The organism is Enterococcus pernyi (genome assembly GCF_045371165.1).
GTDB classification, from domain to species: domain Bacteria; phylum Bacillota; class Bacilli; order Lactobacillales; family Enterococcaceae; genus Enterococcus_B; species Enterococcus_B pernyi.
In genome coordinates, this window is sequence record NZ_JBIQDM010000001.1 from 525,137 (window position 1) to 539,897 (window position 14,761).

11 protein-coding genes and 1 rRNA gene are annotated in these 14,761 nt (G+C 35.1%); 7 read left to right on the forward strand and 5 right to left on the reverse strand.

Annotated elements, in window-relative coordinates; all coding sequences use genetic code 11:
* Nucleotides 1–153 precede the first annotated feature (153 nt).
* Nucleotides 154–1,248 (reverse strand): AI-2E family transporter, encoded by a 1,095-nt coding sequence (locus tag ACH0AK_RS02525; protein WP_019723357.1) that lies wholly within the window; start codon nucleotides 1,246–1,248, stop codon nucleotides 154–156.
* 355 nt (nucleotides 1,249–1,603) lie between these two features.
* On the opposite strand from ACH0AK_RS02525, the gene treC reads away from it, so the two are divergent.
* Nucleotides 1,604–3,235, forward strand: a complete 1,632-nt coding sequence (treC, locus tag ACH0AK_RS02530; protein WP_023519084.1) for an alpha,alpha-phosphotrehalase — start codon at nucleotides 1,604–1,606, stop codon at nucleotides 3,233–3,235.
* Between the two features lie 162 nt (nucleotides 3,236–3,397).
* On the opposite strand, the gene ACH0AK_RS02535 is transcribed toward treC, so the two are convergent.
* Nucleotides 3,398–4,579, reverse strand: a complete 1,182-nt coding sequence (locus ACH0AK_RS02535) for an AI-2E family transporter (protein WP_010736350.1) — start codon at nucleotides 4,577–4,579, stop codon at nucleotides 3,398–3,400.
* Nucleotides 4,580–5,096: 517 nt separating this feature from the next.
* Between ACH0AK_RS02535 and ACH0AK_RS02540 the strand changes: the two genes are divergently transcribed.
* Nucleotides 5,097–6,701: a zinc ABC transporter substrate-binding protein AdcA gene (locus ACH0AK_RS02540; protein WP_071866602.1), complete on the forward strand. Its 1,605-nt coding sequence runs from the start codon at nucleotides 5,097–5,099 to the stop codon at nucleotides 6,699–6,701.
* A gap of 102 nt (nucleotides 6,702–6,803) precedes the next feature.
* Here the strand turns inward: ACH0AK_RS02540 and ACH0AK_RS02545 are convergent, their stop codons facing one another.
* The 3 genes from ACH0AK_RS02545 to ACH0AK_RS02555 form a co-directional block, all read right to left on the reverse strand.
* Entirely contained in the window at nucleotides 6,804–7,532 is a 729-nt protein-coding gene (locus tag ACH0AK_RS02545; protein WP_010736348.1) for a LytR/AlgR family response regulator transcription factor, read from the reverse strand.
* Nucleotides 7,533–7,536: 4 nt separating this feature from the next.
* A complete protein-coding gene (locus ACH0AK_RS02550; protein ID WP_499796713.1) occupies nucleotides 7,537–8,820 on the reverse strand; it encodes a sensor histidine kinase in 1,284 nt (427 codons plus the stop codon).
* A gap of 140 nt (nucleotides 8,821–8,960) precedes the next feature.
* On the reverse strand, nucleotides 8,961–9,563 hold the full coding sequence (locus ACH0AK_RS02555) for an accessory gene regulator B family protein (protein WP_010736345.1): 603 nt from the start codon (nucleotides 9,561–9,563) through the stop codon (nucleotides 8,961–8,963).
* A 576-nt stretch (nucleotides 9,564–10,139) separates the two neighbouring features.
* On the opposite strand from ACH0AK_RS02555, the gene ACH0AK_RS02560 reads away from it, so the two are divergent.
* The 5 genes from ACH0AK_RS02560 to ACH0AK_RS02580 all read left to right on the forward strand — a co-directional run.
* Entirely contained in the window at nucleotides 10,140–10,355 is a 216-nt protein-coding gene (locus tag ACH0AK_RS02560) for a hypothetical protein (protein ID WP_010736344.1), read from the forward strand.
* 303 nt (nucleotides 10,356–10,658) lie between these two features.
* The gene (locus ACH0AK_RS02565; RefSeq protein ID WP_071866603.1) at nucleotides 10,659–12,863 is read left to right on the forward strand and encodes an ATP-dependent helicase; all 2,205 of its coding nucleotides are present in this window, start codon (nucleotides 10,659–10,661) and stop codon (nucleotides 12,861–12,863) included.
* 248 nt (nucleotides 12,864–13,111) lie between these two features.
* On the forward strand, nucleotides 13,112–13,519 hold the full coding sequence (gene spx, locus ACH0AK_RS02570) for a transcriptional regulator Spx (RefSeq protein ID WP_010736342.1): 408 nt from the start codon (nucleotides 13,112–13,114) through the stop codon (nucleotides 13,517–13,519).
* A gap of 17 nt (nucleotides 13,520–13,536) precedes the next feature.
* Entirely contained in the window at nucleotides 13,537–13,893 is a 357-nt protein-coding gene (locus ACH0AK_RS02575) for an ArsC/Spx/MgsR family protein (protein ID WP_019724105.1), read from the forward strand.
* A 791-nt stretch (nucleotides 13,894–14,684) separates the two neighbouring features.
* Nucleotides 14,685–14,761: ribosomal RNA gene (locus ACH0AK_RS02580) — 16S ribosomal RNA — on the forward strand; the annotation flags it as partial.

The following is a 14,761-nucleotide window of genomic DNA, read 5'->3' on the forward strand; positions in this document are numbered from 1 at the left end:
AACGATAGTTCTGATCCGTTTATTGCTTATTCTTGAAAAAGAAGATCGCAATAAACGGTTTTTTTGTTGAAAAATAGAGGAGAATAGATAAAGAGAGCCTCGGGGCAAAGCAAAAAAAGGATAAACGGTAAATTTCCCCGTTTATCCCTAGGATTATTCAGTTGGATGAGTTGAATTAGCTGTATCAGTAGTGTTCTTAAAGCGAATAAAGCTACGGATCATCTCCCGAATGATCGTATACGTCGGCAATACGAGGATCATTCCTAATAAGCCAAACAAGTTCCCAGCGACAAGTAAAAGAAAAACAGTCGCAATTGGATGGATATGAATCATCTTATTCATCACTAGCGGAGACACCAAGTAAGATTCACCAAATTGAATCAAGGTGATGAAAGCTACTAAGAGTAAGGCTGTTTTAACGTCTTGACTTAATGCGTACAGTAAAGCCGGTGCAGCACCAATAAACGGACCAAAATAAGGAATGATATCCATCAATCCACAAATCAAGGCAAGTAATAACGCATTTGGCAAGCCTAATACTTTAAAAACAAGATAACTCCCCACACCTACATACGTGCAGACTAAAAGCTTGCCACTAATATAGGTCGAAGCTGCTAAATGGAAATCATGGCACCAATCTCTGACTAACTGATGGAATTTCTTAGGCGTGTAGCGTGTCAATATAGCTGGAATCCTGTCGCCATCTTTGAACATATAAATCAGTAAGAGTGGAATCGTAAAGAGAATGATCGCAGAGCGCGAAACGATTTCGAATACATTGACTAAACTTGAAGTGGCACCTGAAACAAATTGTAAAACAAAACGTGTCAATTGGTTCAATTCCAGTGTATCAATAAATGGGAGCAAGCGTTCTTCTAATAAGGAACCATCTAGATTCTCTGCCAAAACATAAAGAATTTGAGGAACCTGACCGATAAATTTACTGATTTCCAAAATAATGATCGGTAAAATCACTTGTACGGTCAAATACACAGTTAACAAAATCAGTAGCATCATCAGTGTGACCGCAAGCGTTCTTGATTTTATATATTTGAGGAGTTGATTGTATATTGGAAGAAAAATATAAAATACGAAAACTGAAATCAAGATTGGCAAGAAGATACTTGCCATGATCGCTTCGAGTGGCCTGAAAATAAAAGTGATCTTAGAAAAAATAAAAATAGTGATTCCTGTCAAGCTAAGTAAAACAAGTGTTGCAAATAATTTGGAACGTTTTAAAAAAGTCATAGTAGAGATCCTCCGCTTTTTGGCTTTTTATCGTTTAGGGTATGTATGAAAAAAGCATGTTACTTGAAGACTGTTCAATCGATTTTAGATGCTACAAGCTGATTTATATCACGACCCTATACTTAAATATAACATAACTAAAAGAATTTATTTTCTTGAAAAAGGAATTTGTAAAAAAATAAATAGTTAAATGAATTGAGCGCGGCGTGAATGATCGATTTAACGTAAAATATTTGCTGGGAAAATGATGGCACACATTTCCTAGCGTCATTGATTTACAAACGCTTACGTTTCATATATAATTGGATTATCAACTTGTATATATAAGTTAAAAAACAGCTGGAGGTACAGGCTTATGGCGTTTACAGAAAAAGTGATTTATCAGATTTATCCCAAGTCATATCGTGACACGAATGGTGATGGGATTGGTGATTTACCAGGAGTCAAAGAAAAATTACCTTATTTAAATGAATTGGGCATTGACATGATTTGGTTGAACCCCTTTTACCCAAGCCCGCAAAAAGACAATGGGTATGATATCTCTGATTATCAAGCAATCGATCCATTATTCGGTACGATGGCTGATTTTGAAGAGCTAGTCGCTGAAGCAAAAAAATATCAGATCGACATCATGCTAGATATGGTATTGAACCATGTCTCTATTGAACATGAATGGTTCCAAAAAGCATTAGCTGGAGATAAGTATTATCAAGATTTCTTTATTTTAAGAGATGAACCAACAGATTGGGTATCAAAATTCGGTGGGAACGCTTGGGCGCCATTCGGCGAAACAGGGAAGTACTATTTACACTTGTATGATAAAACGCAAGCTGATTTGAATTGGCGTAATGAAGCAGTCCAACAAGAATTATTCAAAGTTGTTCGTTTTTGGATGGATAAAGGTGTCAAAGGGTTCCGTTTTGATGTAATCAACGTGATCGGAAAAGACGAGGAACTAAAAAACAACGCGGAAAATGAAGGGAAAGCCGAGTACACAGATAAACCAATTACTCATACGTATTTACAACGCTTAAATAAAGAAACGTTTGGCCAAGACCCTGAAATCATAACGGTAGGAGAAATGAGTTCAACGACTATCGAAAACTGTCTTTTATATACGTCACCTGAACGAAATGAATTGTCAATGGTATTTAATTTCCACCATTTGAAAGTCGATTATGAAAATGGCAATAAATGGACAACTCCGCCATTTGATTTTGAAGAGTTAAAGCGTTTGTTCCATACTTGGGGAGAAGAAATGAGCGCAGGAAATGGCTGGAATGCACTATTTTTGAATAACCATGACCAACCACGTGCCTTAAATCGTTTTGTCGATGTCGAACAGTACCGTAAACAAGGGGCAGAGATGTTGGCCACGATGATCCATTTAAATCGAGGTACTCCGTATATCTATATGGGAGAAGAAATCGGGATGATCGATCCTGACTTCGATTCGATTTCTGACTACCGGGACATTGAAAGCTTAAACGCATATAACCTGTTACAAGAACAAGGATTCACGCCAGAAGAAGCCTTTCGACGAATTAAAGCAAAGTCACGAGATAACTCACGCACACCGATGCAGTGGACAGATGAACCACAAGCTGGCTTCACGTCAGGGACACCTTGGTTACCTTTAGCATCGAAGCACCAAACAATTAATGTAGCAAACGAGCAAAAGCAAGAACAGTCGATTTTTGCCTATTACCAAAGACTGATCCAACTAAGAAAAACATATCCAGTGATTGCTAATGGTGACTACAAAGCCTATGCACCTGAGCATCCACAAGTCTATGGTTATCTTAGACAAACCGATCATCAAAAATTATTAGTTCTGACCAATTTTTACGCGAAAGAAACGTCGGTGGAATTACCGGAAGAATTTGTAGGTGCGGAAGTATTGATCAGTAACTACCCAACGACAGTTGAAAAAGAAATGAAGTTACAGCCTTATCAAGCAGTCGCACTATTAGTGCAAGGAAAGTAGAGACTGTGACAAACGAATAGTTTGAAAAATAAGCAGCAAAAGCATGAATAGCTTTTGCTGCTTATTTATGGGATTTGCTTATCTCTGAAATGTTGCTCGATGAATACCGTATAGTTTTTTTAAGATAGGAGTGGACTCATGTCTCACGCCTATCCTTTTTTGTTACTTAAAGTAATCCTTCTCTGAAAAATCAGCTTTTTGATAAACTCCTTGATCCCCATAAAACTTATTGTAACGCTGTTTGAATTTTCTAAAGAGAAAAACAACGAGTAGTTTGATCAATGTATAGATCGGAATACCAAAAATGACGCCCATGATTCCTAGAAGATCTCCCATGACTAATAAGACAATCAAAATCGTGATGGGGTGGATCTGTAACCGATCACCCATCACACGAGGGACCACAAGATCTCCGTGAAGCAACTGGACAACGAACCAGACGATCACAAATTTTACAGCCATGAAAGTCGAATCTTGAAAAGCAATGAATAGTCCCGGAAAGAAAGCGATGAATGGACCGATATAAGGAATAATACATAATAAACCAGCAGCGATAGCCAGAATACTTGCAAATTCTAAGCCAATCAATAAGAAAGTTACCCAGTAAACGGCGCCTAGAATGAAAGAAGCGATGATTTGTCCTTTTAAGAAAGCACCTAATTGTTGGTTCGCAATTTTAGTCAAAGTCCGAAAATCTGTGCGAAATTTTGGTGGAACGATACCTAAGACCGATTGATAAAAATTGTGCGGATCTTTTAAAAGGAAAAAGGCAATGATCGGACCAGTAAATAAAGTGATAAAGGTCGTTGTGACCGCTGAGAATAGATTTCCTAGACTTTCAGCACCGCTCTGCCAATAGTTACCGATGAATGAAGTAAAGTTATCGGTGAAATCATCAATCGATGCAAAGAATTGATTGAACGAGTCAGAAAATGGTGTCTGTGCTAAAAAGTCCTTCAACGTTTGTTGGAAATCTTGGAATAGGTCAGGTAGTTGTTGAATCAATGTGGTTGCTTGCTGTTCTAAAAACGGAAATAGCCAGACACCTCCTAAGCCAATCAGCAATAAAATAATAACAAAAACTAAAATGACTGACAGATTACGTGAGAGTTTCTTGCTGAGACGTTTGATCAAAGGTTCTAATAAATAATATAAGACCAAAGCAAAAAGGACTGGTGGTAAAGTCGTGATAAAAATGACAACCAGTGGTTTGAATATAAAAGCAATCTTTTGGAAAAAGTAAATGACCAACGCGATCATCACAAGTAATCCTAGAACGTAATACGAAGTTTTCCCTCCTAAAAAACGAATCAGTCGGGAAGATTCTTTCGGTTTTTTTTCCACGATAGTTCTCCTTTCTCTTGAAATAAGTAGTTGATTTTTGGGTTGGGCTATTCTCACGAAGCAACTATTGAGATCGAATGAAGCCTTTTTAATAGTCAGCCAAACGGTGAAAAATATGAGAAGCTATTTTCTCAAATTCTGTCTTACTACTTGGAGCTGAACATCTTTCTCACAACCTAATAAACGGTGTTCGAAAAGCTGACCTTCAACAGTAAGATGAAAAATCAAAAAATATGGAAAGCTATTTTCTGATTTTCCATCTTACTGCTCAGGTCAAAACGCTTCTTACACAACCTTGTCCTACTCCAAGTTATTATAATCTGAAACGGGTATAAAAAGAAAATGATACAGTTGAAAAATCAATCGAATTTCGATAATAAAATAAATTTAGTAATAATGCTTGACGGTTGGTTTGATTCTATGCTAAATTAATTCCTGTTGCTAAAACGTAACTATTACGATTTGCATTTATTAATCGTAATCAAATAGAGAAAGAAGATGAGAAGGAGCGAATAAAATGAAACGTTGGATCAAGGTGGTAGGAGGATTACTGTTGACAGGGATCCTTGCAAGTTGTGGCACAGGAGATACTGCAACAAATACAAATGCACAAAATGATGAAAACTTGAATGTAATGACGACATTTTATCCAATGTACGAATTTACGAAGCAAGTAGTTGGTGAGGAGGGAAATGTTGAATTATTGATTCCAGCTGGAACAGATTCACATGACTACGAACCTTCTGCAAGAGATATGGCAAAAATCCAAAATGCTGATGTTTTTGTTTATAATGATGAAAATATGGAAACTTGGGTTCTAGCAATTGAACATACTTTAAAAGAGGGCGATGTACTTCCAATCAAAGCAACAGAAGGAATGTTGTTATTGCCTGGGGATGGTCATTGCCATCACCACGATCATGACGATGAAGACCACGATCATGAAGACCATGATCACGATGATCATGCGGATGACCACGACCATGATCACGATCACGGAGACAACGGTCATTCACATGAATTAGATCCACATGTTTGGTTAGCTCCTAATCTAGCGATGAAGCAAGTAGAAACGATTCGTGACCAATTGATTGAGGCATATCCTGAAAAAGAAGAAGCATTCACTGAAAATGCTGCCTCTTATTTAGAAGAATTAGAAACGCTACACAACACTTTTAAAGAAACATTAGGTCAAGCAAAACAAAAATCATTTGTGACCCAACACGCTGCGTTCAATTATTTAGCTCTAGAATATGGTCTTAATCAAGTACCAATTGCCGGTCTTTCTTCAAGTGAAGAACCTTCTGCTGCAAGAATTGCCGAGTTAAAAGAATTTGTTGAAGACCATGGGATTGAATATATCTATTTTGAAGAGAATGCCAAAGACAGTATCGCTCGTACTTTAGCTACTGAAGCAGGCATATCGTTAGCAGTATTGAATCCTTTAGAAGGATTGACAAAAGAGCAAATGGATAACGGTGAAACGTACATTTCAATCATGGAAGCAAACTTAAAAGCGCTCCAAAAAACTACGGATACTGAAAATCCATTAGAAGATACATTGAAACCTGAAAAAGAAAAAACAGTTTATAATGGTTATTTTGAAGATTCAGAGGTCCAAGATCGCCCGTTATCAGATTGGAATGGTATCTGGCAAACTGTCGATACGTATATGGCAGATGGAACGTTTGATCAAGTATTTGAATATAAAGCCAAAACAAATCCAGATATGACAGCTGAAGAGTATCGTGAATACTATGAAATAGGCTACAAAACAGATGTCGAAAAAATTGAGATCAAAGATGATACGATGATCTTTACTTTCAAGGATGGCGAAGTTAAAGAATCGAAATACCGTTATGCTGGTAAAGAAATCTTGAACTATTCAGCAGGTAATCGCGGTGTCCGTTTCTTGTTTGAAGCAGAAGATCCTGATTCTGGTGCGTTCAAGTATGTACAATTCAGTGACCACTCGATTGCGCCTACCAAATCAGACCATTTCCATATCTATCTAGGAAATGAAAGCCAAGAAGCTTTACTAGAAGAAATGGACAATTGGCCAACTTTCTATCCGGAAGAAATGACTGGAAAAGAAATCGCGCAAGAAATGATCGCGCATTAAACGATACTAAAAAACGAAGAATGAATGGAAAAGAGGATTTTACGACTTTTTCATTCATTCTTCGTTTCTTTATTAAAAAGAAATTATTTATTTTATTGTCTTTCAAGAAATCAACTTCTTTAGCCCACGAATCGAAACAGGGATCACTTCCCCGTTGGATAGAGTCACTTCTCGTGTTTTCTTATTGATTGTTTGGACATTTTGGGTATTGATGACATAAGATTTGTGACAGCGGATAAAGTGTTGACTTTTCTTTTCGATATCTTTTATCTTCTCGTAAAACTGCATTTGGGCATGTGTCAAATGGACCTCCAGTTTATGAGGAGTACCTTGAGCAGTAGAAAAGTATTGGATATCTCGAATAGGTAAAAATTTGATTTCATCATTGAATTCAATTCTAAAAATATCCTTTTGTAATGGCGCAGTTTGGAAATCTTCGAATATTTTACTTAAGATACGTTCAACATTTTCTTTAAGATCAAAAATATCTTCTTTGATGATATAATCAGTCGGCTCAATGTTGCTTTTCAAAATCGTCATGGAAAGATCGGTGTGTGAAGTAACATAAATGATTTTTCCAAGCGAGTCCAAGTCACGTACTCGTTTTCCAATGGCAATGCCATCTAATTCACTGTCTTTCAGTTCGATATCCAAAAAATAAATACCAAAAGAAGACGTACGTATCCTTGCTGCATTGAGGAGTTCAATAGGATCAGAAGTTGCAATATGGACATAACTATCCAAATTTTCAATCATGATCCGATTCTTGATTACTGTAGAGATGACTTCCAGTTGTTTCGGATCGTCTTCACAAATGTAAATGGGAATCATAAAATTACTCCTTTAATTGTATATGGATTGTTTGTGAAAATCGCTGATTCTCAATCGATGTTTCAAGAAAAAGATAAGGATTCGTTTTTGTTAACTCATCAAGAATAAATAAACCTAATCCTTCATTTTTGGGATTTGTTTTCGTCGAGAAGCCTTTTTGTTTTAACTTACTCAATGGAAACGTATTCGTAGTAGTGTTGATGACACGTATCATCAACGACTGTTTTTTCTTGATGATCAGTACTTCGATTTTTTTCTTTTTGGTTACTGTTGCACCTTCGATTGCATTATCAAGAATAATACCAAGCATTCTTACCAAATTGATCGTATATTTTTTACCAATGACGATTTCATCTGGAACGGTCAATTGGACAGAGATACCTTTTTCTTGTGCCATCATTAATTTTAAAGAGAATAGACTTCTTATTTCAGGTACCTTCATTTTGTCTAGTAAGCTAAGATTTGCTGGGAAGAGATTCATCATTTCACGTGTAGGTAAAATCGTTTGGTTATAATATTTTTGTAAGCCCTCAAGATCGCCTTCAGAAATATAACTATTCAAAGAAAACAACAGATTTTGATAATCGTGTTTAAACTCTCTAAGCTCTTGATAATTTTTTTCTAGATCTCTAATGTAATCTTGCTGCAATTGGATGCGTTGTTCCAATAATTGATCTGCCATCTTTTTATTTGATATTTTCCAATAGTAAATCAAGATAATTAGGCCGACACACAGATAAAGGATAAAAAAGCTCGTATTTAATGCTAGTACTTTTGGCGTTTCACCAGAAAATCGTGTATAAAAAATAATGATATAGTAGGTAAGTAAAACCAATGAACCGATTGTACCAATCATTCGACGGTCAATACTAGCGGACCAATTATCTAAAAACTTTTTGAATCCATACGCAAATAATAAAGATAAAATCGCTGATACAGTTATATGGAAATATTGTAATGCATCTCCAGGTTCAATGACAGCAGATTCCAATACTAAAAAATCCGCAACGCTCGTCAAATGATCGCCTAAAATGGAAGCTAATAATCCCAAAGGTAATGCGTAGATCATATGTTGGCGCGAGGATGAAAAGAAAAAGAAAAGTAGACTCAACATGGCAATTGCGACAAGTGCAGAAAAAATACCTAAAATCGGGTAAAGTATTCCCAACAGGGCTGCTGCCAAGAGACTAAACGTAGAAAATAGGTATTTATTTTTAATTTGGGAATTGATGATTAAGATAGAACTTGTGTAAATCAGATATTGCAAGGCTATGGACCACAAAAACATAAAGCACAGCTCCCATTGCGTTTTCCCAAATTATAGCATATTTATATTATTATTTTTTTAATTTTTCAGGTATTTTAAATTCTGAGCTCATACCGAAGCAGCAGCCAGATACAAAGAAATCAGAAAGGTTAGTTAATTGTTTAACGATTGTTTTTTTCATAAAAAATTCCTCCAATATTCATCATGTAATTTGTAACTGGAAGCAACGTAGCTATTTCTAAAATAATCCCAAGTAGTAAATAGGTAGAAAAGTAAGAAGCAGAGAAAAATAATGTGAGTACTGCAAATAAAAGATACATGAAAATTGCTTTTTTTAGTAGGGGTGGGCGTTTCTCTGGTGCAATTGGGTTAAGGGCTGTGCCTCTTGATCCATAGCGAAGCAAAAGGAAAAAACAAACAATTAACAAAAGGACCATCATAGGGAAAGAGAAAGTCAATTGATAATGTTTCATTACTAAGGGAACCCCCCACAAATAAAGCAAAGTCCAAAGTAAGCAAACAAATTCAGAATCGGAATGGAGACCGTAAGCATATCTGCGAATACAGATATATGAAAGGAAAGTCATTCCTGTTTCTGCCCACGTGCCTGTCAATAAAGAAAATACAAAAACGACAGCAAGTTTTCCAAGATTGTTCAGCAAAACTTCCAGAGCAAACTTCACTTGGATGTAAGTCATATCTTCTTCATCTTGTTTTCCGTTGAATAATATTGCCAATATTCGATTTACCACTTTATTTTTCATCTCTATACGTACCTCCGAATACTATAATAAGCGAAAAGACATAAAAAAAGTTTTTCGATTCATAAAAGGACGTTTTGACATCAAAATCGTTAACTAAGTGAATTTTGTAACATATTTGTTATATAAGAATGAAAAGCTTTTTCTTATGTAAAAAATAAAAGACATGTTTATCTCTAAATAATTAAAAAATTTCCTGTAAAACTATCAAATCATCTTTAAATTTTCAACTAAACGTACGATTATACCAAAAAAGAGTGAGATTATTTAACAGTTTTGATGCCAAAAGAACTTTTTATGATATTTCTGTGTTATGTTTAAAAATTTATGTTAAAAATTAGTAGAGGTTGCGAAGATAAATGTAAGTGACACGTTCTTATATTTTTGTTTTACCAACTTCTTAATAGAAGGCAGCAACTCCCCTTCCCCTTTTGTTGTTGCCTTCTGATATCAACAACAAGGTAGTTTCTATGTTAAAATGCAAGCCTTTAAGAAGGTGGGTTTGTCAATAAAGGTAACAGATTCGAAATTTTATCAAAAGAAGTTGTGCCGTATGCACAACATAATGGAGGAAATAGCATGGAAAATGAAAATCTATTTGAAGTCGGTAAAACGTACGCATTTGTATCAGATTTATTTTGTTCTCCAATTGAAGCAGAAATTGAAAAAATCTATGAGAATAGTTTGATGGTTCGTGTTCTCAATTGCGCAGATGAAGACAATGAAACTGCACACAATTTACACTGGCAATTAGTCGTTCGTAAGTCAAGTGCAGTGAAAGAGTACAGCTACTAATAGTAACTGTTCATGAATGAAAAATAGTATTTTGATAAATAGCCAGTCAAATCTTGAATGATGGAAAATCATTTTTGGATTTGACTGGCTATTTTTCCTTTGAAAGGTAAAGGAAAAGTGGGTTTTGCTTTTTTGGGGTTCTCATGTAGTTTTAGGAACTCATCAAATACATCAGTTGATAGTAGAGTTTCTTTTGTTTCTTCCTAAGACCACGATCGTAAAAGGGTGAAGCCCCATTTTATTTTTTGTAAAGGTCTGGTAGTATAAAGAAAATAAATGGAGTAGAAAATAAATAAAAGAAAGATGGGGAAGATGATCAATCAAGAAAATGAGAAAGAAATTCTTCGATTGCAAAGAGAAATCAGCCATTGGGAAAGAAAATATAAAAAGCTCCAACAAATTTTTCGAATGCAAGAAGAAATAATTGCTAGTTATGAAGCTGCATATGGGGAAGCACCAGGGTTGGTAGAAGAACAACATGAGGAAGAACAGCCAAATGAATCATTTTTTGAACATATTGAGAAGCGTTCTTATAATCGATTCAATAATGAACAAAAAGCAGCAATCACTTATGATATGAGCAAACACTTACGAATCATTGCAGGTGCAGGAAGTGGAAAAACACAAACGATATGTGCGAAAGCTGTATATCTGATGAATGAAGAACAAGTAGAAGAGCAAAGGATCTTAATGATTACCTTTACTCGAAATGCTGCCAATGAATTGAAAAAACGGGTGGATAATTTTAGTCAAAGAAAAACGAATGTAACGATCGGAACTTTTCATAGTATTTTTTATCGTCTGTACAGTGATATCAAACGGCAGTTTCCGGATCTTTCTGCCGAAGGGATTCAAGGTGAGTTTTCTAAAGACACACCATATAAAGTAAATCTTTTACTGCAGAAACTAATAAAAAAATATCAACTATATTCTTTCGATCAGTATGGTGAGAAAACGATTGCTAACCGATTGGATTATTGGCAAAACATGAATCTCTCCCAACAGGAGATCATCCAATTGATCAAAAAGAGATTTGATTCCATTGAAAAAGACCCACGTCAACCTATCTCTGAGCGTATGGATCAATTAATGACTGAACTATATGAAGAAAAACAAAAGCAACGACTTTTTGAATTCAATGATGTTCTACAAAATTTGAAAAATGCCCTCTCTCATGTAAATGTCAGAAGATATGTAGGTCAAAAATACGATTACTTGTTTATCGACGAGTTTCAAGACACGAATCCTTTGCAATGGGCAATCGTTCAGTTGATTACGAAAGACTCGCCAATCAAGTTGATCATCGTTGGAGATGATGATCAAAGTATCTATGGCTTTAGAGGATCAGAACCTGATTATATCAAACAGTTTGAAAAAGAATATCCAACAAAAACACTCTTTCTATTGACCAATTATCGTTCGCGAGCGTCGATCGTTCAAGGAGCTAATCGATTGATCACGTACAATAAAGAGGATCGCATACCTAAAGCGATGGTACCAGCACAAAAGGAACCAGGCGTATTACAGGCATTATCATTTAAAACGGTACAAGAGGAAAGTGACTGGTTGATTCAGCAAGTATATGCTTTTATAGAAGACAAAGGAAAATACAAAGAATCTATTATTTTATATCGCTCATTATCACAAACACAAGCATTGGTGCAACGTTTGATCCAAACAGATATTCCATTTGTACTAGAAGCAGATACCCAATATGCGGGAATCTATGGAATTAAGCTTTTTTATCAATTTTATCAAAAGTTTATCGGTTGGTATGATGCGGCAACACCGATAAAAGTGCAAGCACACCAGCAGTTGTTACGACAGTTGATGATTAATTGTTATCTGAAAACAAATGAATGTGACCAATTTTTCTCTAATAAAAACAGTGACCAAGATATTGTCGCTTATATTTTAAAACGGCGGTCTAATTTAGAAGCTAGAGAAAAAGAACTAAAGACATTTGTAAGCGCGCTAGAAACATTTGATCAACCAACGAAGCGGTCATGTGTTTCACTGATTGAGGCCTATTGTCGGTTGCCAAGACCGAATAAAGAAATCGAGCAAGGTGACAAAGAATGGTTGCTGGAGACTGTCAGACAATATCCAACGATCCCGCAATTGAAAAAATTGTATCTTGAGATCCAAGGAATTGCAGCAGAACTGAAAACAAGGTTGATTGCTTATCGTAAGGGGAAACTAGATGCCTTATGTATCCAGAGTATTCATAAAAGCAAAGGTTTAAGTTATCGTAACGTCTTTTTAATCGGTTGTAATGAAGGGATGATTCCTTACAATGGTGCGGTAGCAAAAGACAAAAGACTGAAAAGTGAGTTGAAAATTGAACCATTAACGACGATTGAGGAAGAGAGACGTCTTTTTTATGTCGCAATGACTAGAGCAAGGAATCGTCTTTATTTATGTGTACCTGAGTTTAAAGGGAAAAGAAAATTAAAACCTTCACGTTTTATTAAAGAAACAGGTTGTAAAGGTAAAAAAATCAAATAAATGACGAAAAGCAAAGCGAGTAAAAATACACTTGCTTTGCTTTTTTATTCAAAAAAATAAATAACTATAATTATTTATGTAAATTTTAAATAACCGTTGTTTATAAAAAGAATATAACCTTTAATTGATTGTTTAAATAACGATTTTATGAACAAAAACAAATTTTATTTATTTTGGGGATAGCGTATGACTGGCATTATTTTGATATTACGTTTAGAATGGGATTACGATTAAAAAGGAGTGAGAAAATGATAAAACTATACACTTCGCCTAGCTGTACATCTTGCAGAAAGGCCAAAGCATGGTTACAAACGAATCATCTTAATTTTGAAGAAAAGAATATCTTTGCAGAACCTCTGTCAGAAAATGAGATACGACAAATATTGGCCGCAACAGAAGGTGGAGTCGAAGATATTATTTCTACTCGTTCAAAAGTTTATGAGAAATTAGGGATCGATTTTAATGATTTATCCTTAAAAGAAATGATCCGCTTGTTCAAAGAATACCCATCTTTACTTAGACGTCCGATTCTACTTGATGAAAAAAGAGTATTGATTGGATTCAATGAAGATGAAATACGAGCATTTATTCCTAGAGAAATACGAGGTGTCGCAAGAAACTTGATTTATATGAAACATAGTGTCTTGTATTCGTAAGAATAGGAGGAGACGTTGTGAATATCAAAATCTATAGTTCAACGAATTGCACCATAACGGTTAAAGCCATACAATGGTTAGAGAAAAAGAACTTATCTTATCAATTTGTTGATCTAGAAAGTAGAGCTTTGAGTAATAAAGAAGTCAAAGAGTTATGTAGTTTTGAAAATGCAGATATTGAACAATTATTTACTACATGGTCATTTGAATTCAAAAAAATTAAAGCTGGACTTCCAAAAAAACAGGAAGATCAACTTCTATTTTTGTGCAAAACGCAACGTCATCTTTTAAGACGTCCTTTGATCATCATCGATGATGCGCTGTTTGTTGGCTACGATCAACGATTGATGGAGCAATTGATTTTACATGAATAGACTGTATCCAATTGTGTTACATACTGAAAAAGGCAATTGGGATCATCGGTTTTTCCTTAGTAACAAGCCAAAGAATCAAAATCTCACTTACCTGTTCTCTGGTTTTTTGGCTTATTACCAAAGGCGCGTTGCATATTTTTCGTAAAGAAACTAGTGATAACTAGCAAAAAGTGTAAGAGGCAAATCGTATATTCCAAAATAAAACATTTCGACTTTTTCGTATTTCTACTATAAAGAGGATCAGAATTGAAAGTATACCAGATAGATTTATCAGAAATAGTGATTGACAACTAAATAGAATAAATGGTATATTTTTTTTTGTTGTTTTTTGTTTATTACTGATTTTAATAGTGTAAATAAAACTTTAAATAATGCTTGACGAATAGAAAAACACATGTTAATATAACTAGTGTTGTTTGAGAAATTCATCAAGGAATGTTGTCTCTACAAAAGAAGAGATAAAAAAAGTTGTTGACAAATAACAAACAACAAGTTATTATAAGTGAGTTGCTAAAACGACCTCGTGAAAAACGAGTTGAAAAAACTTTTAAAAAATAGTTGACAATCATCCGAGAGTTTGCTAAGATATAAAAGTTGCTACGGCAATCACAAACGATAAGTTGAGGCAGTTGTGTTTCAATTATCACGTAGACCTTTGAAAACTGAACAAAGTAAGACAAACCAAATGTGTAGGGCGTCTTGATTCAATTCAAGACAACAAACATTTTTAACAAGCAAGCAATATGCTAGCAAACAATTGAGCTTAACAATCGAAAGATTGTTCTAACTTTTATTATGAGAGTTTGATCCTGGCTCAGGACGAACGCTGGCGGCGTGCCTAATACATGCAAGTCGAACGCTTCTTTTC

Bases quoted from the DNA above. Each gene is read 5' to 3' on its own strand.
- ACH0AK_RS02525 (WP_019723357.1), bottom strand. From the start codon at position 1,248: ATGACTTTTTTAAAACGTTCCAAATTATTTGCAACACTTGTTTTACTT.
- treC (WP_023519084.1), top strand. From the start codon at position 1,604: ATGGCGTTTACAGAAAAAGTGATTTATCAGATTTATCCCAAGTCATAT.
- ACH0AK_RS02540 (WP_071866602.1), top strand. From the start codon at position 5,097: ATGAAACGTTGGATCAAGGTGGTAGGAGGATTACTGTTGACAGGGATC.
- ACH0AK_RS02545 (WP_010736348.1), bottom strand. From the start codon at position 7,532: ATGATTCCCATTTACATTTGTGAAGACGATCCGAAACAACTGGAAGTC.
- ACH0AK_RS02550 (WP_499796713.1), bottom strand. From the start codon at position 8,820: ATGTTTTTGTGGTCCATAGCCTTGCAATATCTGATTTACACAAGTTCT.
- ACH0AK_RS02555 (WP_010736345.1), bottom strand. From the start codon at position 9,563: ATGAAAAATAAAGTGGTAAATCGAATATTGGCAATATTATTCAACGGA.
- ACH0AK_RS02560 (WP_010736344.1), top strand. From the start codon at position 10,140: ATGGAAAATGAAAATCTATTTGAAGTCGGTAAAACGTACGCATTTGTA.
- ACH0AK_RS02565 (WP_071866603.1), top strand. From the start codon at position 10,659: ATGGGGAAGATGATCAATCAAGAAAATGAGAAAGAAATTCTTCGATTG.
- spx (WP_010736342.1), top strand. From the start codon at position 13,112: ATGATAAAACTATACACTTCGCCTAGCTGTACATCTTGCAGAAAGGCC.